Consider the following 19433-nt stretch of genomic DNA (forward strand, 5'->3'; position numbering starts at 1 on the left):
GGCTTACCTCACCTTCAGGGTGGCGAGACCGAGCAGCACCAGCATGAGGGTGATGATCCAGAAGCGCACAATGACGCGCGGCTCCGGCCAGCCCTTCTTCTCATAATGGTGATGGATCGGGGCCATGCGGAAGATCCGCACGCCACGCAGCTTGTAGGAGCCCACCTGCAGGATCACGGAGACAGTCTCCATCACGAAGACGCCCCCCATGATCACCAGCAGAAACTCCTGGCGCACCAGCACGGCTATGGTGCCGAGCGCGCCGCCAAGAGCCAGGGAACCGACGTCCCCCATGAAGACCTGGGCCGGGTAGGTGTTGAACCAGAGGAAGCCCAGACCCGCCCCGACAATGGCGGTACAGACGATCACCAGCTCGGAGGTATAGGGCACGTAGGGAATGTGCAAGTAGTTGGCGAAGTTGACGTTGCCGGTGGCCCAGGCGATCAGCGCGAACCCCCCTGCCACCATCACGGTCGGCATGATGGCCAAGCCATCCAGACCATCGGTCAGGTTGACCGCGTTGGAGGTACCGACAATGACAAAATAGGTCAGCACAATGAACATCAGACCGAGCTGCGGCATCACATCCTTGAGGAAGGGCACCACCAGCTGGGTCTGACCATCGTGGGTGGCCGTGGCGTAGAGAAACACAGCCACGCCCAGCGCGACCGCCGACTGCCAGAAGTACTTCCAGCGGGCGATCAGACCGTCGGTATTCTTGCGCACCACCTTGAGGTAGTCGTCGGCAAAGCCGATGGCACCGTAGGCACCGAGCACGAACAGCACCAGCCAGACATAGGGGTTGTCGAGACGGCTCCAGAGCAGCACGGAGATGAAAATGGCCGCAATGATCATCAGGCCGCCCATGGTCGGGGTGCCTTTCTTGCTCAGATGGGACTCGGGACCGTCGTTGCGGATCACCTGGCCGAACTTCATGATCTGCAGACGGCGGATGAGGTGTGGCCCCATCCAGAGCGCCACCACCAGGCCGGTGATGATCGACAGGATGGCGCGAAACGTCAGGTAGGAGAAGACGTTGAAGAAGGTGAAATGCGGGGTGAGCAGTTCCGCCAGCCAGACTAGCATGTGGCTGACTCCTGACGGTCAACGACCATCTTGACGATATCTTCCATGCGGGAGCCGCGGGCGCCCTTGACCAGAATCGAAATTTCTTGATGTGTATTTATCATTTGCGCAAGCACTTCAAACAACGACGCCTTGTTATCGAAATGTCGGCCAACCGCGGCATCTGCGGTATGGCGACTATGTTCTCCTACTGTCAGCACGGCATCCAGACCGCACTCGCGGGCATGACGGCCCACCCGGGCATGTTGCTCGGCAGACTCATCACCCAGTTCCCGCATGTCACCAAACACCAGTACCTTGAAGCCGCCCATGGCGGTCAGGGCATCGATGCCCGCCAGCACGGATTCCACGCTGGCGTTATAGGTATCATCTACCAGTGTCAGACCGCCCCAGCGCTGAACGCAGAAGCGTCCCTTGACCGGCGCCATCTGCTCCAGCCCCGCCTTGACGGAGTCGAGGGATGCACCGAGGGCCAGACAGCCCGCAGCGGCAGCCAGCGCATTGGCCACGTTGTGGCGACCGGGGATCGCCAGGGTCAGTTGCAACTCGCCCTGTGGGGTCACCAGCACAAATTCGGCGCAGCCTTCATTGTTAAGCACCACGTTTCGAGCGTGGTATGGCTGGCTCTGGTCTTCGATGGAGAAGGCGTTATGGATGCCGCGTGCCCGCCACTTCGGCCAGAATTCGTTATCAGCGTTGACGATGGCGCTACCGCCCTCGCTCAGGCCTTCAAAAATTTCGCTCTTGGCGTGGAAAATCCCTTCAAGAGAACCAAACCCCTCCAGATGGGCGGCCGCCACGTTGTTGATGATGGCGGCATCAGGTTTGGCCAGTGACGTGGTCCAGGAAATCTCACCCTTGTGGTTGGCGCCCAGCTCCATCACCGCAAACTTGTGCTGCGGCTCGAGCCGCAGCAGTGTCAGCGGTACACCCACTTCGTTGTTGAAGTTGCCGGCGGTGGCCAGCACCTCGCCTTCGTGACGCAGGATAGCGGTAGCCATCTCCTTGACCGTGGTCTTGCCGCAGCTGCCGGTGATGGCCAGCACTTTGGGATTGATGCGCTCGCGCACCAGCTTGCCAAGGCGGCCCAGCCCCTTGAGGCTGTCGCTGACAACCAGCTGGGGAATGGCCAGTGGCAATTCCCGCTCCACCAGCAGGGCAGAGGCCCCTGCGGCAACGGCCTGATCGCAAAAATCGTGGGCATCGAAGCGCTCACCACGCAGCGCAACAAACAGGGCGCCCTTTCCCAGGGTGCGGGTGTCGGTACTCACAGCCGTGATCTCGCCGTCGCCACCGATCAGACGGGCATCGAGTACCTGCGCCAGCTCGGCAAGCCTGAGGGTCATCATGTGAATGACTCCAATAATGTGTGCAAGGCGACCACGACGGTTTCCCGGTCGCTGTAGTGCCGCTTGTCGGTTCCAATGATCTGATAATCCTCATGACCCTTACCGGCCACCAGGATGATGTCCTGTTTGCTCGCCTGACCGATGGCCAGCGCAATCGCCTTGACCCTGTCGTGCTCCACCTGCACCGCAGCAGGATCGCGAAGACCCGCCACCATGTCGGCCATGATCCGGGCCGGCTCCTCGGTACGGGGATTGTCGTCGGTCAGGATCACGCGATCCGCATACCGTTCAGCCATGGCCGCCATCATGGGGCGCTTGCCGCGATCCCGGTCGCCACCACAACCCACCAGACACCAGAGCTGACCTTTGCAGTGCACTCGCAGGGCCTGCAATGCCTTCTCAAGCGCATCCGGGGTATGGGCGTAATCGACCACGGCGAGCGGCGCATTGCCGCCACCGAAACACTCCATGCGGCCGGTCACCGGCTGCAATTGGGGGGCGGTCGCCAGCAACTCGTTGAAGTCGTAACCGAGCACCAGCATGACGCCCATTGCCGCCAGCACATTGCTGACGTTGAAGCGGCCGAGCAAGGGGGCGGATAATACACCATTCCCCCAACTGGAGTTAATCTGCGCGCGAAAACCTTGCTGGTGAAAATCGAGTTGCTGCGCCGTTAACTGACGGCCAACATGATTTTCAATCGGACCATCAACACTGAAGGCTACTGCAGTCGGGTATTTTTCGAGCCACTTGGCGCCAAGCTCGTCATCCCGGTTGATCACCGCATTCGGTGCATCGACCCGTTGCAGCAACAGCTCCTTGGCCGCGCCATACGCTTCCATGGTGCCGTGATAGTCGAGATGATCCCGGCTCAGGTTGGTGAACACGGCCGCCGCGAAAGGCAACGCCGCCACACGATGCTGTACCAGACCGTGGCTTGAAACCTCCATCGCCACCAGATCCGCCCCCTGCAACTGCAGCTCAGCCAGATTGGCCTGTACCTGCACGGCACTGCCGGTGGTATTTTCCGCTTCGATCAGCTTGCCAAACAAGCCATTGCCTATGGTGCCCATCACGCCAGCCTTGCCACCGAGCAGAGTACGCCAGTTGACAACCAGCAGCGCCGTGGTGCTCTTGCCATTGGTGCCCGTGATGCCGACCAGTTCCAGCCTGTTGGCAGGCTGCTGGTAGAAGTAACCGGCCAGTTCGGAGAGTCTGGCTGGCAGACTGGGAATGCCGATGCAAGGCACGGCCAGCTGAGGCGCGATAAATTCACCATCCTCCTCAAATACAACAGCGGCCGCTCCCTGAGCCACCGCCTGTTCGATAAACCGTCTGCCATCCACCTGATGACCACGAATGGCCACGAAGAGACAACCGGGCCCGACCCGCCGACTGTCCAGCTGGATATCGGTCAGGGCAAGCGCCGGGGCACGGATGCCGAAGGGGCGCAGTAATGCATCAAGTGCGCGGTGCAACATGGGAAGCCTCCGTATGGGCAGGAATGCAGACGCTCACACCGCGAAACAGCATGGAATACGCCCCAGAACAGATGGGATGGAGGGCCAGGTCAAGTGCGCGGTGCAAGGGGGGCCTCCATACGGGCGAGTTTGGCAGGTACTGCAGGCGGTAACGCATCGGGACGAATATTGAAGAGCTGCAGCACCCCGCCCATGGCTTCGGCAAAGGGCGGCGTCGCAACGGCACCACCGTAGTAGGCATCGCCCTTGGGCTCGTTGATCACCACCACCATGACGAAACGGGGGTTGCTGGCCGGGGCAAAACCGGCAAACCAGGCCATGTAATCCTTGCCGTAGCCGCCAGCGACGGCGACCTTGGCGGTACCACTCTTGCCGCCGACCCGGTAACCTGGGATCTGCGCTCTCGGAATGGCATTGCTCACCACGTACTCCAGCGCCTGCAACATGGCGGTGGCGTTGTTGTGGTCGATGACCTGCTCGCCCTTGGGCGGCTCGGTCACCTTGACGATGGAGAGCGGCACTCGCTTGCCCTTGTTGGCCAGGGTGGCGTAGGCGGAAGCCAGCTGCAGCGGAGTGACCCGCAGGCCGTAACCGAACGAAAGGGTGGCCCGCTCGATATCGGACCAGCGACGACGCTGGGGCAGCATGCCGCTACTCTCGCCCATCAGTCCGCTGCCGGTATCCATGCCGAAACCGACCATGCTGAGGGTATTGATCATCTCCTGCGCCGGCATACGCAGCGCGATGCGCGACATACCAATGTTGGAGGAGTAGCGCAGTATGTCGTACAGGTTGGTCGCCTTGTGGATGCTCACATCACGAATCTGCTTGGCCCCGATATACAGCGGCCCGCCCGGGATTGTGTCTTTCCAGCTGGTGACGCCTGCCTGCAGGGCACTCAACAAAATCAAGGGTTTGATGGTCGAACCCGGCTCATAGGTATCGGTCACGACCCGGTTGCGTACCCGGAAACTCTGGTACTGACCGCGGTTATTCGGGTTGTAGGAGGGGGTGTTGACCATGGCGAGCACTTCGCCGGTCTTGATATCCAGCATCACCATGGAGCCGGAGGTTGCCTTGTTCTCGTCAGTGGCCCGCTTGAGAGCGCGGTAGGCCAATGCCTGTACCCGCTGGTCGATACTCAGCTGCAGATCGTTCGCGTTCTTGCCCTCCTTGACAAGGCCAAGCCGTTCGATGACCCGACCCTGCCTGTCCTTGCGCACCCGCATCTCCCCCGGGGTCGCGGTCAGCCACTCGTTGTAGCTGCGCTCTATCCCTTCTATCCCGCTGCCATCTATGTTGGTCACCCCCACCAGATGGGCACTGATCTCACCGGTGGGATAGAAACGACGCGCCTCTGGGCGCAGATAGATGCCACCCAGCTTGAGGCCCTTGATGTACTCCGCCACCGCTGGCGTCACTTGCCGCTGCAGGTAGACGAAGCGCTTGCTCGGGTTGGAGATGCGGTGTTTGAGGGTATTGATGTCGAGCTTGAGCACAGCGGAAAGCGCCAGCCAGGCGCGCTCGTTATGAATAGCGCCGGATTCGTGCACCGTCTTGGGGTCGGCCCAGACGGCCTCCACCGGCACAGATACGGCAAGCTGTTCACCATTGCGATCGGTGATCATGCCGCGCACCGCCTGGGTGGCTGTGGTCCGCAATGAACGCATGTCCCCTTCCTGGCGCAGCCGATCCGGATCTATCACCTGGATCCAGGCCAGCCGCAGGATCAAGCCAGCAAACGCAATGCCGATGAAGAACACCAATGTGCGAAAGCGCCACGGATAGAGTGACGGTGCTTTCGTCTTGGGTGGGGCCTTGGCAGATGCCTTGCGTTTCATGGTTGTGTGATTACCTTCTCGGTGGTCACCAGCGGGCGAGCCATATGCAATTTGTCCATGGCCAGGCTCGCTACGCGAGAGTGCTCGGCCAGCGTCCCCTGCTCCAGCAGGAGGTGACGCCATTCGATGTTGAGCCGATCCTCTTCCGCCATCAGATCGTTCTGCTGGGCGGTCATGCCACGGGTCATGTTGGTCACCAGGATCACAGCAAAGGCGGTGATCAGCACGGCAACGGCCAGCACGACCTGCAGCTTGTGCCGCCAGAGATCGCCGAGGATCTCCCTGGCCAGATGAACACGCACCTCGCTCATGACTTACTCCGCCAGTCGCTGGGCGACCCGCAGCACAGAGCTGCGCGATCGGCTGTTTTCGGTGACTTCATGCTCGGAAGGTTTGAGCGCCTTGCCAACCGCCTTCAATTTGCGGCCACCGGCCAGCTGGGCCTCGGTCAACGGAATGCCGCGCGGCACCTCGGGGCCTTTCTCGTGCTTGCGGATGAAGTGCTTCACCAGCCTGTCTTCCAGCGAGTGGAAGCTGATGACGGAAAGACGCCCCTCGGGAGCGAGCGCCTGCAGGGCACCGTCCAGCGCGGTCTCGATCTCGTCCAGCTCGCTGTTGATATAGATGCGGATGGCCTGGAAGCTGCGGGTGGCGGCGTGTTTGCCCTTCTCCTTGCTCGGATTGACCCTGGCAATCATCTCCGCCAACTGGCGGGTTCGCACATAAGGCTCGGTGACCCGATCATGGACGATGGCGCGGGCTATTTTCTTGGCAAAACGCTCCTCGCCGAAGGTCTTCAATACCCAGGCAATGTCATCCACATCGGCGCGAGCCAGCCACTGTGCGGCACTCTGGCCCGAGGTGGGGTCCATCCGCATGTCGAGCGGGCCGTCTTTCATGAAACTGAAACCACGCTCGGCATCGTCCAGCTGGGGGGAGGAAACACCCAAATCCAGCAGAAAGCCGTCTACCTTGCCCAGCAGATCGCGCTCGGCCAGATAGGTGGTAATGCCGGAGAAGGGGCCGTGCACGATTTCGAAACGGGGATCCTGGATCTTGGCAGCCTCGGCAATGGCCTGGGGATCCCGGTCAATGGCGATCAGCCGGCCGTTCGGGCCCAGGTGCTGGAGAATGAGACGAGAGTGACCACCCCGGCCAAAAGTACCGTCGACGTAGATGCCGTCCGGCTTGATGGCCAGCCCTTCAACGGCTTCGTGCAACAGCACTGTGATGTGTTCAGCGGCTTGGGTCATTTATAAAGAAAAATCCTGTAGTCGTGGCGAGCTTGCCCAGTCGTCCTCGGGCAGGCCCTGAATGTCATCATTGACCTGTTGTTGCCAGCGGGCTTCATCCCACAGCTCAAACTTGTTGAGCTGGCCCACCAGCATGATCTTCTTGTCCAGCCCTGCGTGGTTACGCAGTGGCTGGCTCAACAGCAGACGGCCATTGCCATCCAGCTCGCATTCGGTCGCATGGCCGAGCAACAACCGCTGCAAGCGGCGCTCTACGGGGTTCATGCTGGAGAGCATCTTGAGCTTGCGCTCTATCTCTTCCCATTCGTTCAGGGGGTAAAGCAGCAAGCAGGGATGAGCAATATCTATGGTGCAGACCAGCTGGCCCTCGCTTTCGTCGCGCAGCCAATCACGGTACTTGGTCGGAATTGCCAATCGCCCTTTGCTGTCCAGGCTGATGGCGTGAGCACCACGCAACAAATTGCAGTCCCTGAAAATGAGTTAAGGGGGGCAAATCGCCCGATAAAAACCACTTTGATCCACTTTTCCCCACCTTGAAGTTTAAGGACGTGCTGAGGGCTTTTCAAGCGAGGATATCGGGCATAGGGAACATATTGACGCAGTGATTGGGCAGCGCTGATTAAATGAGTTGATTTTCCACGAGTTATTTGAGTTAACGGCAATCTGATTAATTGAAATCAACTAAAAAATAAACAAAGAGGACAAAAAAGATACATTGGAGGCATCCCTCGTTTCTTGGTACTCGATCAGCACCTAAATCATATGTAAAAAAATAATAAACATTTGATTTTAAATATAAAACATCAAAAAAAACACTCAACAGAAAACATCACAGCCCAAACGGTGACAATATTTTTCCAGATAATAAAAAAAGAGCCTCACGATAAATCGCAAGGCTCTTCAGGAAGAGGTCGGAGTCGGCCTGTAAGCCGGGTTCTGTTCCGGGTTGCCCCGGTAGCAATCATTCCTCTAGGCCAGCAATCGCTCACTGGCTCAAGCAACCTACCCGCCCCCAACGCGGGCCGCGCCAATAGGGGCCTATTTGGTCTTGCTTCGGGTGGAGTTTACCGTGCCACGAACTGTTGCCAGTCGCGCGGTGCGCTCTTACCGCACCCTTTCACCCTTACCTGATCCCTTGCGGGCCATCGGCGGTTTGCTCTCTGTTGCACTGGTCGTGGGCTCGCGCCCCCCAGGCGTTACCTGGCACCCTGCCCTATGAAGCCCGGACTTTCCTCCCCTTCGCCCGTCTGTCCCGAAGGACACAACGACGAAGCAGCGATTGCCCAGCCGACTCCGGGCGCGGATTATAGCCTTGTCCGCCGGCCCGGGTAAACCTGCAATTGGCCTTTCCCCGGATTAATAGTGATCGAGACCGTATTTGTAGAGGGCATTCTTCTTGACGCCATGGATCTCTGCAGTCAGGGCTGCCGCTTTTTTCAGCGGCAATTCGGCGACCAGCAGCCCCAGTGTGCGGATAGCCTCGGCGGGCAGCTCTTCATCCACCTTGCTGGCACCGGCGACCACCAGCACGATCTCGCCACGGCAGCGGTTATCGTCTTGGCCGAGCCAAGTCAGCATCTCGGAGGCTGGCAGACCATGGATGGACTCGAAGGTCTTGGTCAGCTCGCGGCATACCACCACCTGACGCTCCCCCAGAATGCGAGCGATCGCTTCCACCGTATCCTGCACCCGGCGCGGGGATTCATAGAACACCAGCGAACGGGTGTCTTCGATTACCGCCTGTAACCGATCATCACGCCCCTTGGTCTTCGCGGGCAAGAACCCTTCGAAGGCGAAGCGGTCGGTCGGCAGGCCAGCGGCGCTCAACGCCGTGATGGCGGCACAGGGACCGGGCAGCGGCACAACCTTGACCCCGGCCTCACGACAGCGGGTGACCAAGTGGTAACCGGGGTCGCTGATGAGCGGGGTGCCCGCATCCGAGACCAGGGCGACATTCTTGCCCTCCTTGATCCTGCCGATCAGCACATCGGCTTTCTGCTGCTCGTTGTGATCGTGCAGCGCGAAGGTCGGCACCGAGATTTGGTAATGGCTGAGCAGGATACCGGTATGACGCGTATCCTCGGCAGCCACCAGATCGACACTGCGTAAAATGTCCAATGCACGCTGGGTGATGTCCGCCAGATTACCGATCGGAGTGGGGACTATATACAGGGTTGGGATGTCACTCATGGGATCTCCGAGTGTCCCGACAATTGTGTCGCCATATTGGCCCGTTTACACTATGGAGAACTTCAACACTGGTCGGGGAATGAACTTGAACCGGGTTACAAAGCAGCTAAGTGTATCACGACTCTTCGGCATCCTACTCGCGGCAGTACTGCTCGCCGCCTGTGCGTCGGAGCCCAACCAACCTTCCGTGCAACCAGGCATGCCGTCTGCGTTCTCCAATCTGACCAAGAATGCCCAGTGGTATCTGGAGCAGGTGGACCAAGCCAAACCGGCCGACGCCTTCACCTGGCAGGTGATGGCGGCGCGCAGCTATCTGGCACTCGGCCAGGCCAAACCGGCCTCGGCCCTGTACCAGCAACTGCAGAAGCAGGCCCAGAGCGCGGAGCAGAAGGCGCAGCTGCAACTGCTGCAGGCACATCTGTTGCTCGCCCAGGGCAACGCCAACCAGGCGCTGATCCTGCTGGAGGGCAAGCCGGAGGTAGCGCTGGATGCCGATACCCAGAAGGATTGGTATCGCCAGCGGGTAGTACTGCAACTGGACATCAACAACAAGTTTGGAGCCGCCAAATCGCTGATCCTGCTGGAGCCCTATCTGGCCCAGAATGAGCTGGCGACCAACCATCAGCAGATCTGGTCACTGCTGAAAAGCATGACCCCGTCCACCCTGCAGGCGCTGGAAGAAGCCCCCGCCCCCGATGTGACCACTGGCTGGCTGCGACTGGCAGCACTGGTGAACGAGTTCGGTGCCCAGCCCAATCAGATGGCCCGCCAGCTGGCGGGCTGGAAGCAAGCCTTCCCGCACCACCCGGCCCAGAAAGACATGCCGGCGGGTCTGGGTGATCTGGCAACCAGCAACCTCAATACACTGCAACAGATCGCCGTGTTCCTGCCGCTCTCCGGTAACCTGGAGCCTCAAGGCGCCGCCATTCGCAACGGCATGTTGATGTCTTACAAGGAGAATCAGGGCCAATTCACCCTGAACTTCTACGACACCCAGTCCAAGACGATGGGCGAGCTCTACAAGCAGGCCATTCAGGAAGGGGCCGACATGATCATAGGCCCGCTGCTCAAGGACAGGGTCGAGGAGCTGCTCAAGTCCAATCCGACCGTCCCCGTGCTGGCGCTCAACGAGCTGGACCAGCCGATCGTCAACGACAACACCTTCTACTTTTCCCTCTCGGCTGCCGCCGATGCGGCCCAGGCCGCGCAATATCTCTACGGTCAGGGTTATCGCAAGCCGTTGCTGATCGCCGCCCAGGGGCGGATCGGCTACAGCAGCATCAAGGCGTTTGAGCAGGCATGGGCCGCCGTGAGTCAGGACCCGCCGGTCGTGGCCACCTTCGGTGCCCGCAACGAGGTGCAGGGGATGGTCAAAAATGCCCTGAGCGGCCGCTCGACCGCCCGGGCAGGGGAAGTGGTGCAACTCTCAGCTGCAGCCCCGCGCAGCATAGATGTGGTCTATGTGGTCGCCAACAGCCTGGAGACCCGGATGATCAAGCCCTATGTGGACATCTCGGTCAATCCCATGGGCAGTCTGCCCATCTACAGCAGCTCACGTGGCTACGACAGCGCCACAACAGAGGTTGCCTCCGAGCTCAATAGCATGCATATCTCCGACATGCCACTGCTGCTGGGTGGCTACGAGAAGCAACGGGAGCAAATTGCCCTGCTCTGGCCACAGACCCAGGGTGACCTGCTACGCCTCTTCGCGCTCGGTTACGATGCCGTCAGCCTGGCGGAAAACCTGCAGCAGATGCGCAAGGTCAATGCCATGCAGCAGCCTGGCATGAGCGGCCAGCTGAGCGTGGACGCCAGTGGCAACATAGTGCGGGTACTGGACTGGGCCACCTACCAGAACGGCAAGCTGGTCAGTGACAGTGCCATGCCCCAGCTAGAGGGAGCCTCCGATGAAGGGTCTATTGGCACGGATGAGCCAACAGTGGCAGAACCTGTTCCCGTCACCGACGAGCAAGGGACCGCACTTTGAGCAGGTAGCGGAACGCTGGTTGCAGGCCCGAGGTCTGCAACCGGTGACCCGCAACTACCGCTGTCGGGGGGGCGAAATCGATCTCATCATGCGCCAGGGGGAAACCCTGGTGTTTGTTGAGGTCCGCTACCGCGCCAACACCAGCCATGGTGGAGCAGCCAGCTCAGTCACCCGGCGCAAGCAGCACAAGATCGTGCTGGCAGCGCGCCACTATTTCAAGCAACATGCCATCAACGAGGCCAGCCAGGCCTGCCGATTCGATGTGATTGCGTTCGAGGGAGACCAGCCAGACTGGATCCAGAACGCATTTTAAGAGGACCCTATGACTGACCGCATCAAAGAGAACTACACCGAAAGCATCCAGACCAAGATTGCCGCCGCCGAGGCGCTGCCGGACGCTATCCATACTGCGGCCCAGATGCTGACCATCTGTCTGCTCAATGGCCACAAGGTGATGGCGTGCGGTAATGGTCCTTCTGCGGCACTGGCCCAGCTGTTTATCTCGGAGCTGGTCAACTGCTACGAGACAGAGCGCCCCTCCCTGCCCGGCATGGCACTGACCCCCGACATGGCCACCATCAGCGCCATCGCCACCGACCATGGCTTCGAGGAAGTCTATGCCAAGCAGATCCGGGCTCTGGGTCAACCCGGCGACATCCTGGTGGTCATCACCACCACGGGTAACAGCCGCAGCCTGATCAAGGCAGCCGAAGCCGCGCTCTCCCGCGACATGACGATAGTCGTGCTGGGTGGCGGTGACGGCGGCGAGATCGCCGGCTTGCTCGGCCCCAACGATGTGGAGATCCGGGTGCCATCCGCCCGTCGCCCCCGCATTCTGGAAGTAAACCTGTTGACCCTGCACTGCCTGTGTGACCTCATCGACCAGACTCTTTTCCCGCAACAGGAAGATTGAAACCATGAAGAAGCAAACTCTCCTGCTCGGCCTGCTGGCCGGCACCCTGCTGCTGCAAGGCTGTGCGGCCGTGGTGGTGGGCGGTGCCGCCGGTACTGCCAAGGCTTCCGGCGATCGCCGCACCCTGGGGGCCCAGTGGAGCGATCAGGCCATAGAGCTGAAAGCGGCCAACCTGCTGGCCGACAACAAGCCGCTGAGCGCGGCCAGCAAGATCAGCGTCTACAGCAACAACGGCCGTGTGCTGCTGGTCGGTCAGACACCTTCTGACGCTTACAAACTCGAAGCAGGCAAGATAGTGGCCCGCATCGACGGTGTACGCCACGTCTACAACGAACTGCGCCTCGGCCAGCCGGTCAGCATAGGGGTTCGCAGCAATGACTCCTGGATCACCTCCAAAGTCCGTGCAGACATGCTGGGAGCCAAGAACTTCGACAGCGCCAAGGTCAAGGTGGTCACCGAGAATGGCGAGGTGTTCCTGATTGGCCTGGTCACTCGTCAGGAAGGGGATCGAGCCGTTGAGATAGCCCGCCACGTCAGCGGCGTGAAGCGCGTTATCAAGGCTTTCGAGTTCGCCCAGAACTGAGCGACGAGCAAACCGCTATAAAAAAACGCAGCCAACTGGCTGCGTTTTTATTTGATGACTTTCAGCGTCGGACGACCAGTCGGACGCGGTGGTTCCGGCTCAGGCTCCGCCGGTGCTTCGGCCTGCTCCAGCCAAAGGTCGTAACCCGGCTCGGGCGGGAACAGGGTACCCACGCCATTTTCCCGGGCATGAATGGCCAGCACGGCCGCCATCGGGATATAAACCTGCTGGGAGACACCACCGAAACGGGCGCTGAAACTGATGGCTTCATTGTCCATGTGGAACTGCCCCACCGCACGCGGCGCTATGTTCAACACAATTTGTCCATCCTGGACAAACTGCATCGGCACCATCACATGAGGGATATTGACGTTGACCACCAGATGCGGGGTCAGCTCGTTATCCAGTAACCAGTCAAAGAACGCCCGTAACAGATACGGGCGACTGGGTGTCATTGTCGGTTCCATGCTCATACGCCAGCACGGATCTCGCGCTCGGCTTCAGTCAGGGAAGCCTGGAAGGATTCACGCTCGAACAGACGAACCATGTAGGCCTTCAGCTCCTTGGCTCCACGGCCGGCGAAGTCAATGCCGAGACTCGGCAGACGCCACAGCAGCGGGGCCATATAGCAGTCGACCAGACCGAACTCTTCGCTCATGAAATAGGGCATTTCACCGAAGATGGGCGCAATGGCCAGCAGGTTGTCTCGCAGCTCGGCGCGTGCCGCATCCACGTCAGTACCCGCCATGATCTTGTCAGCCAGGGAGTACCAGTCCAGCTCGATGCGATGCATCATCAAACGGCTGTTACCACGGGCTACCGGGTAAACGGGCATCAGGGGCGGGTGCGGGAAGCGCTCGTCCAGATACTCCATGATGATGCGTGAGGTGTACAGTGCCAGCTCACGATCGACCAGAGTCGGTACTGTGTTGTACGGGTTCAGCTCGGCCAGCTCATCCGGCAGGTTGCTTGGGTCAACCTGGCAAATATCTACGCTAACACCCTTCTCCGCCAGGACAATGCGCACCTGATGGCTGAACATATCGTTGGCACCGGAAAACAGCGTCATTACCGAACGCTTATTGGCAGCTACAGCCATTGAACCCTCCCGTCATTAAAAAGCAGAAACGGCAATGAAGCATCTTGGTCTTCATTGCCGTGCATTATATTACCCGGATCTGGTCGCTTAGTGAACGTCGCGCCAGAATTCCTTCTTCAACAGCACAGTGAAGATGAAGAAGATCACGATGAATCCGAGTACCCAGAAGCCCATGCGTTCGCGCTCCTGTTGTACCGGTTCAGCCGAGTAGACCAAGAAGTTTACCAGATCCAGTACCATCTGATCATACTCTTCGTTATTCATTTCACCGTTTCCGTCAGATTTGACACTGACAACCTGCTGGGTTTCCACCCCATCGACCATATGAGTGGCAAACTCGGCACGCGGCGTGCCTTGCAGCGGCTCCAGTACGTGGGGCATACCCACCGACGGGAACACCACGTTGTTCACACCAAACGGACGAGTCTCGTCCACGTAGAAGGAGCGCAGATAGGTGTAGATCCAGTCTGCACCTCGCACCCGCGCCACCAGTGTCAGATCGGGGGGAGGCGCACCAAACCACTTGGCCGCATCCTGCTCTGAAACCGAGTTTTCCATCAGATCACCGATCTTGGCACCGTTGACGATCAGGTTGGCAGCCATCAGGTCTTCCGGAATGCCTATATCTGCCGCAACCCGGTTGTAACGCTGGTACTGGGTGCTATGGCAGCCAAAGCAGTAGTTCATGAAGGTGGTGGCACCACGCTGCAGGGACGCCTTGTCGTTCAAGTCATAGTTGGCCTTGTCCAGCTGCACGGCACCGGTATTGGCAAACACCAGCGCTGGCAGCAGGGTCAGCACTGCAAAAATTATTCTTTTCATTTAAATGTCACCCTCTCCGGCAGCGGCTTGGTGCGTTCGTTCTTGCTGTAGAAGAACAGCAGGACGAAGAACCCGAAATAACCCAGGGTACAGATCTGGGCAATCAGCGTCAGGGTCGGGGTCGATGGCAACACGCCGAGGACACCGAGAATGACGAAGCAGACCACGAACTGGGCGATGTTCAGCCTGTGCAGAGTGCTGCGATAACGCACTGAGCGCACCTTGCAGCGATCCAGCCAGGGCAGCAGGAACAGCACTAGGATAGAGAGACCCATCATGATGACGCCCAGCAGCTTGTCCGGCACCGCACGCAAAATGGCGTAGAAGGGTGTGAAGTACCACACGGGGGCAATGTGCGCCGGGGTTTTCAGGCCGTTGGCCACTTCAAAGTTCGGCTTTTCGAGGAAATAGCCCCACATGTCCGGCTTGAAGAAGATGACGGCGCAGAACAGGAACAGGAAGCCTGCCACCCCGATCATGTCCTTCACGGTAAAGTAAGGGTGGAATGCCACCGCATCCAGCGGCCAGCCTTTCTCGTCCTTGTGCTTCTTGATGTCGATGCCGTCCGGGTTGTTGGAGCCCACCTCGTGCAGCGCCAGAATGTGCATGACCACCAGCATCACAAGCACCAGCGGCAGTGCGATGACATGCAGGGCGAAGAAGCGGTTAAGGGTCGCACCCGAGATGACATAATCACCACGGATCCACAGGGTCAGATCGTCGCCAATCACCGGGATGGCGCCAAACAGTGAGATGATAACCTGGGCCCCCCAGAATGACATCTGACCCCAGGGCAGCAAATAGCCCATGAACGCTTCGGCCATCAGGCAGAGGAAGATCAGCATGCCGAAGATCCACAGCAGCTCGCGCGGCTTCTGGTAGGAGCCGTAGATCATGCCGCGGAACATGTGCAAATACACCACCACAAAGAACGCAGACGCGCCTGTGGAGTGCATGTAGCGCAACAACCAGCCATAGTCCACATCCCGCATGATGTACTCTACGGAGGCAAAGGCGCCTTCTGCAGAGGGGTTGTAGTTCATGGTTAGCCAGATGCCGGTGATAATCTGGTTGACCAGCACCAGCATGGCCAGCGAGCCGAAGATGTACCAGAAGTTCAGGTTCTTTGGCGCCGGGTACTTGGCCATATGGTCGTTGTACATGGCAGTGAGCGGGAAGCGATCGTCGATCCAGCCCATCAGTTTGGCAAACATGGTCAAGCCTCCTTGCCGTCGGCACCGACCAGGATGGTGGTGTCGCTAAGATATTGGTACGGCGGAATGACCAGGTTCAAAGGTGCAGGCACCCCCTGGAACACTCGACCAGCCATGTCGAACTTGGAGCCATGGCACGGGCAGAAGAATCCGGAGGTCACGCCCTGAACCTGTTCACCGAAGCTGTCCGGCAGATAGGAGGGAGAGCATCCCAGATGGGTGCAAATACCGACGGCAACGAAGATTTCCGGCTTGATGGACCTGTGCTCGTTGTGGGCATAGTCGGGCTGCTGGGGTTCGTCGGAGGCTGGGTCGCGCAACTTGTCATTATGAGCAGCCAAGGCATCCAGCGTCTGCTCGGTACGTTTTACCACCCAGACCGGTTTGCCTCGCCACTCAACGCGAATGAGCTGACCTGGTTCCAACTTACTGATATCCACTTCTACCGGAGCACCCGCCGCTTTGGCTTTGGCACTCGGGTTCCATGACTTTATAAACGGCACTGCGGTAAAAGCAGCTCCTACCCCACCAACGGCGACCGTTGACCAGGTAAGAAATCTGCGGCGACCGGTATCAACTGGCGCATTGCTCATCCAAAAACTCTCCCATGTGGACTCCGCACATTCTTATTGTGTCCCTGTTCCCCTTTCTTCCGTGACAACAGCGGCGGAAGCGGAGTTACAATTGTCACAGAAAAACCGAGGGAATTTTAAAGAAAAGATAACAACTTGACAAGAAAGAGAAGCGAAGGGCAAAAACAATAAATACACAAATATTTGTCTTTTGTGACGTGGTGTTAGCATTGGCGTAAATAATATTACCAATAAAAAAAGCCTGGCACATGGCCAGGCTTTTTTGACACTCGTGAGAGTGCGTACCAAAAGCGAATTAACGCTTGGAGTACTGCGGACGCTTACGAGCTTTGTGCAGACCGACTTTCTTACGCTCAACCTTACGGGCATCGCGAGTAACAAAGCCTGCTTTACGCAGTTCGGCACGCAGGGTCTCATCGTACTGCATCAGAGCACGAGTGATACCGTGGCGGATTGCACCAGCTTGACCGGAGATGCCGCCACCGTTAACGGTGATGTACAGATCCAGTTTTTCGGTCATCTCAACCAGTTCCAGCGGCTGACGAACTACCATGCGGGCAGTCGGACGGCCGAAGTACTGCTCCAGGGAGCGTTGGTTGATGATGATTTTACCGCTACCCGCTTTGATAAACACGCGAGCAGTGGAGCTTTTGCGACGGCCGGTACCGTAGTATTGATTTTCTGCCATGTTGCCAGTTCCCGATTAGATATCCAGTACTTGAGGTTGCTGAGCAGCATGAGCATGCTCGGCGCCTGCGTAAACTTTCAGTTTACGGAACATGGCACGGCCCAGAGGACCCTTCGGCAGCATACCTTTGACAGCAGCTTCGATTACCATTTCCGGTTTACGCTTGATCAGCTTGTCGAAGCTGATTGACTTGATACCACCCGGGAAACCGGAGTGAGCATGGTACATTTTGTCGGTAAATTTCTTACCGGTTACGTGTACCTTCTCAGCATTTACAACGATGATGTAATCACCGGTGTCAACGTGCGGAGTGTACTCAGCTTTGTGCTTACCACGCAGACGAGAAGCGATCTCGGTTGCGATACGACCCAGAGTTTTACCTTCTGCGTCCACAATGTACCAGTCACGTTTTACGGTTTCTGGCTTGGCAACGAAAGTTTTCATTAAGTTAAACCCAATTACCTGTTACAGACCCAATTGCTTATGGGGGCTCTCCCACAAACAACAAACGATGGCCTACCTGTACCCCTTCGAATACAAGTAAAGCTTAAAGTGTTGCTGCCTTATCGACAGCTGTAACGTGGGCCGGGCGATTATAAGTGAAGTTGCCTTAAATATCACCTGCTAATTTCACTGCCATGAAGCTAGCAAATGTCGCCCGGCCCTACCTGCCGCAGATGCCCATCCGACTGGCAGGCGCGGTATTGTGACTAAGGAAGGTGCACTCTGGCAAGGTATTCGTGCGATTGCATTTCCTGAAGCCGTGAAAGACAACGTTTGAATTCGAAATTCAGCAGCCCGTCCCCGTAGAGTTCTGTCATGGAGACAGCCGCCGACATAATGAGTTTGACGTGCCGCTCATAGAACTCATCCACCATGGCGATGAAGCGGCGAGCCGCGTCATCCGTGCCCGCCCCCATGGGCTGCACATTGGCCAGCAACACGGTGTGAAACAGTCGTGCCAGTTCTATGTAGTCGCCCTGCGAGCGCGGAGTGCAGCAAAGTTGCTCGAACTCCATGTAGAGCACCCCTTCTCCCATCCCCAGCGACGTCAATTGACGATGGTTGATCTCGACACTGCCCGCCCGAGCCTCTTCCAACCCTGTTAACTGTTGAAAATAACGATCAAGATTCGCTTTTGCCTGCTGATCCAACGGAGAGTGATAAATCTCAGCCTGCTCCAGAGTACGCAAGCGATAGTCGATCCCGCCATCCACGTTAAGTATCTCGCAATGACGCTCGATCAATGCGATGGCTGGCAGAAAACGGGCGCGCTGCAGGCCATTTCGATAAAGATCCTGTGGTGGTATGTTCGAGGTGGCCACCAGTACCACACCGTGCCCGAACAACTCCTGGAACAAGGTCCCCAGCAGCATGGCATCCGTGATGTCGGAGACAAAGAACTCATCGAAACAGATGACGTCTATCTCGCTGGCCAGCTTGCTGGCGATGAGCTTGAGCGGATCGGCCTGACCGGTCAGCCCCTTGAGTTCGTCGTGTACCCTGTGCATGAAACGGTGGAAGTGGATACGCAGTTTTCCCGTCCCCGGCAGGCTTTCGAAAAAAGTATCCATCAACCAGGTCTTGCCTCTGCCCACTCCACCCCACATATATAACCCGAGGACAGGTTCCTGGGCCTTGGGCTTTTGCAACCAGCCCAACAGGCCGCGGGATCTGGTCGGAGTCGGGCTTTGGCACAAATCCTGATAGAGTCGCTCCAGGCGGGTCACGGCCATCGCCTGGGCCGGGTCGGCCACAAAGCCGGGGCGCTGCAAATCCTGCTGATATTTTTGCTGCGGGGTCATCCTGTCAACCGCCTCCAAGTCCCTGAACAGAGGACAAAATGGTATCACGCTCTCGGGGTGCACGGTATAGTGCCATCAAGGCGTAGCGGCCACCCAGGCCGCATCAACACACACTGATTTAGCTGTAATAAGGAGCATCTATGAGTCTGTTAAATGGGATCCTGCTGGCTGTCGCCGCCTTGATTATCGGCATCATCATCGGTCGTTTCACGGTGCGCAGCCGGGATGCAGGACGTCTGGAACAAGAGCTGAAAAAAGCACACTCGGAGCTGGAAAACTACCAGGGCCAGATCAATACCCACTTTGCCGACAGCGCCGCCCTGATGGAGCAACTGGCCGAGCAGTATCAGACCCTCTATCGCCACATGGCAGAACAGAGCAAATTCCTGGCCAAGGCACAGGAGCCGCGATTCCGCGAAGCGCTGCTCGACGATAACGCAGATACCCAGGTCAACGAAGAACCCGGTATCCCGCCCCGTGACTATGCTGGCGCGTCCGGTTTGCTCAAGCAGTCCAGCTAGTTCTTTGC

The 19433-nt window shown here is 58.4% G+C and carries 21 protein-coding genes and 1 other RNA gene; 5 read left to right on the top strand and 17 right to left on the bottom strand.

Annotation, left to right across the window (positions count from 1 at the left end):
• Nucleotides 1–3 precede the first annotated feature (3 nt).
• The 9 genes from mraY to rsmI form a co-directional block, all read right to left on the bottom strand.
• On the bottom strand, nt 4–1086 hold the full coding sequence (mraY, locus tag WJM78_RS18685; RefSeq protein ID WP_042039051.1) for a phospho-N-acetylmuramoyl-pentapeptide-transferase: 1083 nt from the start codon (nt 1084–1086) through the stop codon (nt 4–6).
• Nucleotides 1080–2435, bottom strand: a complete 1356-nt coding sequence (locus WJM78_RS18690) for a UDP-N-acetylmuramoyl-tripeptide--D-alanyl-D-alanine ligase (protein WP_339010959.1) — start codon at nt 2433–2435, stop codon at nt 1080–1082. The genes mraY and WJM78_RS18690 overlap by 7 nt, the downstream gene beginning before the upstream one ends.
• Nucleotides 2432–3916 (bottom strand): UDP-N-acetylmuramoyl-L-alanyl-D-glutamate--2,6-diaminopimelate ligase, encoded by a 1485-nt coding sequence (gene murE, locus WJM78_RS18695; protein WP_339010961.1) that lies wholly within the window; start codon nt 3914–3916, stop codon nt 2432–2434. Before murE ends, WJM78_RS18690 begins: the two co-directional genes overlap by 4 nt.
• Nucleotides 3917–4005: 89 nt before the next feature.
• On the bottom strand, nt 4006–5757 hold the full coding sequence (locus tag WJM78_RS18700; RefSeq protein ID WP_287145971.1) for a penicillin-binding transpeptidase domain-containing protein: 1752 nt from the start codon (nt 5755–5757) through the stop codon (nt 4006–4008).
• On the bottom strand, nt 5754–6068 hold the full coding sequence (ftsL, locus tag WJM78_RS18705) for a cell division protein FtsL (protein ID WP_042039059.1): 315 nt from the start codon (nt 6066–6068) through the stop codon (nt 5754–5756). Before ftsL ends, WJM78_RS18700 begins: the two co-directional genes overlap by 4 nt.
• 3 nt (nt 6069–6071) lie before the next feature.
• The gene (rsmH, locus tag WJM78_RS18710) at nt 6072–7010 is read right to left on the bottom strand and encodes a 16S rRNA (cytosine(1402)-N(4))-methyltransferase RsmH (RefSeq protein ID WP_042039060.1); all 939 of its coding nucleotides are present in this window, start codon (nt 7008–7010) and stop codon (nt 6072–6074) included.
• A complete protein-coding gene (mraZ, locus tag WJM78_RS18715; protein ID WP_042039062.1) occupies nt 7011–7469 on the bottom strand; it encodes a division/cell wall cluster transcriptional repressor MraZ in 459 nt (152 codons plus the stop codon).
• Nucleotides 7470–7919: 450 nt separating this feature from the next.
• Nucleotides 7920–8305, bottom strand: an RNA gene (gene rnpB / locus WJM78_RS18720) — RNase P RNA component class A.
• Nucleotides 8306–8366: 61 nt separating this feature from the next.
• Complete coding sequence (rsmI, locus tag WJM78_RS18725) at nt 8367–9200, bottom strand: 16S rRNA (cytidine(1402)-2'-O)-methyltransferase (RefSeq protein ID WP_287145973.1); 834 nt, start codon at nt 9198–9200, stop codon at nt 8367–8369.
• 199 nt (nt 9201–9399) lie between these two features.
• Here rsmI and WJM78_RS18730 point away from each other — a divergent pair, with 199 nt between their 5' ends.
• Genes WJM78_RS18730 through dolP form a run of 4 tightly spaced genes read left to right on the top strand, consistent with a single transcriptional unit; the run spans nt 9400 to nt 12683 of the window.
• Entirely contained in the window at nt 9400–11187 is a 1788-nt protein-coding gene (locus WJM78_RS18730) for a penicillin-binding protein activator (RefSeq protein ID WP_339010966.1), read from the top strand.
• Nucleotides 11129–11500, top strand: coding sequence for a YraN family protein (locus tag WJM78_RS18735; RefSeq protein ID WP_181364686.1), 372 nt, complete (start codon nt 11129–11131; stop codon nt 11498–11500). The genes WJM78_RS18730 and WJM78_RS18735 overlap by 59 nt, the downstream gene beginning before the upstream one ends.
• A 9-nt stretch (nt 11501–11509) precedes the next feature.
• Nucleotides 11510–12100: a D-sedoheptulose-7-phosphate isomerase gene (locus WJM78_RS18740; RefSeq protein ID WP_005305871.1), complete on the top strand. Its 591-nt coding sequence runs from the start codon at nt 11510–11512 to the stop codon at nt 12098–12100.
• Nucleotides 12101–12104: 4 nt separating this feature from the next.
• Nucleotides 12105–12683 carry a division/outer membrane stress-associated lipid-binding lipoprotein gene (gene dolP / locus WJM78_RS18745; protein ID WP_042039066.1) on the top strand — a complete coding sequence of 193 codons (579 nt, stop codon included), beginning with the start codon at nt 12105–12107 and terminating at the stop codon, nt 12681–12683.
• A 47-nt stretch (nt 12684–12730) separates the two neighbouring features.
• On the opposite strand, the gene WJM78_RS18750 is transcribed toward dolP, so the two are convergent.
• The 8 genes from WJM78_RS18750 to zapE form a co-directional block, all read right to left on the bottom strand.
• A complete protein-coding gene (locus WJM78_RS18750; protein WP_042039067.1) occupies nt 12731–13156 on the bottom strand; it encodes a ClpXP protease specificity-enhancing factor in 426 nt (141 codons plus the stop codon).
• Entirely contained in the window at nt 13153–13782 is a 630-nt protein-coding gene (gene sspA, locus WJM78_RS18755; protein ID WP_005314352.1) for a stringent starvation protein SspA, read from the bottom strand. Before sspA ends, WJM78_RS18750 begins: the two co-directional genes overlap by 4 nt.
• A gap of 87 nt (nt 13783–13869) precedes the next feature.
• The gene (locus tag WJM78_RS18760; protein WP_042039068.1) at nt 13870–14604 is read right to left on the bottom strand and encodes a cytochrome c1; all 735 of its coding nucleotides are present in this window, start codon (nt 14602–14604) and stop codon (nt 13870–13872) included.
• Nucleotides 14601–15818 (bottom strand): cytochrome b, encoded by a 1218-nt coding sequence (locus tag WJM78_RS18765; RefSeq protein WP_042039069.1) that lies wholly within the window; start codon nt 15816–15818, stop codon nt 14601–14603. Before WJM78_RS18765 ends, WJM78_RS18760 begins: the two co-directional genes overlap by 4 nt.
• A gap of 2 nt (nt 15819–15820) precedes the next feature.
• Nucleotides 15821–16411: a ubiquinol-cytochrome c reductase iron-sulfur subunit gene (petA, locus tag WJM78_RS18770; protein WP_108536272.1), complete on the bottom strand. Its 591-nt coding sequence runs from the start codon at nt 16409–16411 to the stop codon at nt 15821–15823.
• A gap of 295 nt (nt 16412–16706) precedes the next feature.
• Nucleotides 16707–17099, bottom strand: coding sequence for a 30S ribosomal protein S9 (gene rpsI / locus WJM78_RS18775; protein ID WP_042019610.1), 393 nt, complete (start codon nt 17097–17099; stop codon nt 16707–16709).
• A 15-nt stretch (nt 17100–17114) separates the two neighbouring features.
• On the bottom strand, nt 17115–17543 hold the full coding sequence (gene rplM / locus WJM78_RS18780) for a 50S ribosomal protein L13 (protein ID WP_042039071.1): 429 nt from the start codon (nt 17541–17543) through the stop codon (nt 17115–17117).
• Between the two features lie 266 nt (nt 17544–17809).
• Entirely contained in the window at nt 17810–18904 is a 1095-nt protein-coding gene (zapE, locus tag WJM78_RS18785; protein ID WP_275929250.1) for a cell division protein ZapE, read from the bottom strand.
• Nucleotides 18905–19044: 140 nt separating this feature from the next.
• Between zapE and WJM78_RS18790 the strand changes: the two genes are divergently transcribed.
• Nucleotides 19045–19425 carry a YhcB family protein gene (locus WJM78_RS18790; RefSeq protein WP_042039073.1) on the top strand — a complete coding sequence of 127 codons (381 nt, stop codon included), beginning with the start codon at nt 19045–19047 and terminating at the stop codon, nt 19423–19425.
• The last annotated feature ends 8 nt before the right edge of the window (nt 19426–19433 follow it).

Origin of the sequence: Aeromonas popoffii, assembly GCF_037818705.1 — a bacterium.
Lineage (GTDB): Bacteria > Pseudomonadota > Gammaproteobacteria > Enterobacterales > Aeromonadaceae > Aeromonas > Aeromonas popoffii.

Excerpts from the sequence above, each read along its gene's own strand:
- mraY (WP_042039051.1), bottom strand. The coding sequence starts at position 1,086 with ATGCTAGTCTGGCTGGCGGAACTGCTCACCCCGCATTTCACCTTCTTC.
- WJM78_RS18690 (WP_339010959.1), bottom strand. The coding sequence starts at position 2,435 with ATGATGACCCTCAGGCTTGCCGAGCTGGCGCAGGTACTCGATGCCCGT.
- murE (WP_339010961.1), bottom strand. The coding sequence starts at position 3,916 with ATGTTGCACCGCGCACTTGATGCATTACTGCGCCCCTTCGGCATCCGT.
- WJM78_RS18700 (WP_287145971.1), bottom strand. The coding sequence starts at position 5,757 with ATGAAACGCAAGGCATCTGCCAAGGCCCCACCCAAGACGAAAGCACCG.
- ftsL (WP_042039059.1), bottom strand. The coding sequence starts at position 6,068 with ATGAGCGAGGTGCGTGTTCATCTGGCCAGGGAGATCCTCGGCGATCTC.
- rsmH (WP_042039060.1), bottom strand. The coding sequence starts at position 7,010 with ATGACCCAAGCCGCTGAACACATCACAGTGCTGTTGCACGAAGCCGTT.
- rsmI (WP_287145973.1), bottom strand. The coding sequence starts at position 9,200 with ATGAGTGACATCCCAACCCTGTATATAGTCCCCACTCCGATCGGTAAT.
- WJM78_RS18730 (WP_339010966.1), top strand. The coding sequence starts at position 9,400 with ATGCCGTCTGCGTTCTCCAATCTGACCAAGAATGCCCAGTGGTATCTG.
- WJM78_RS18735 (WP_181364686.1), top strand. The coding sequence starts at position 11,129 with ATGAGCCAACAGTGGCAGAACCTGTTCCCGTCACCGACGAGCAAGGGA.
- WJM78_RS18740 (WP_005305871.1), top strand. The coding sequence starts at position 11,510 with ATGACTGACCGCATCAAAGAGAACTACACCGAAAGCATCCAGACCAAG.
- dolP (WP_042039066.1), top strand. The coding sequence starts at position 12,105 with ATGAAGAAGCAAACTCTCCTGCTCGGCCTGCTGGCCGGCACCCTGCTG.
- WJM78_RS18750 (WP_042039067.1), bottom strand. The coding sequence starts at position 13,156 with ATGAGCATGGAACCGACAATGACACCCAGTCGCCCGTATCTGTTACGG.
- sspA (WP_005314352.1), bottom strand. The coding sequence starts at position 13,782 with ATGGCTGTAGCTGCCAATAAGCGTTCGGTAATGACGCTGTTTTCCGGT.
- WJM78_RS18760 (WP_042039068.1), bottom strand. The coding sequence starts at position 14,604 with ATGAAAAGAATAATTTTTGCAGTGCTGACCCTGCTGCCAGCGCTGGTG.
- WJM78_RS18765 (WP_042039069.1), bottom strand. The coding sequence starts at position 15,818 with ATGTTTGCCAAACTGATGGGCTGGATCGACGATCGCTTCCCGCTCACT.
- petA (WP_108536272.1), bottom strand. The coding sequence starts at position 16,411 with ATGAGCAATGCGCCAGTTGATACCGGTCGCCGCAGATTTCTTACCTGG.
- rpsI (WP_042019610.1), bottom strand. The coding sequence starts at position 17,099 with ATGGCAGAAAATCAATACTACGGTACCGGCCGTCGCAAAAGCTCCACT.
- rplM (WP_042039071.1), bottom strand. The coding sequence starts at position 17,543 with ATGAAAACTTTCGTTGCCAAGCCAGAAACCGTAAAACGTGACTGGTAC.
- zapE (WP_275929250.1), bottom strand. The coding sequence starts at position 18,904 with ATGACCCCGCAGCAAAAATATCAGCAGGATTTGCAGCGCCCCGGCTTT.
- WJM78_RS18790 (WP_042039073.1), top strand. The coding sequence starts at position 19,045 with ATGAGTCTGTTAAATGGGATCCTGCTGGCTGTCGCCGCCTTGATTATC.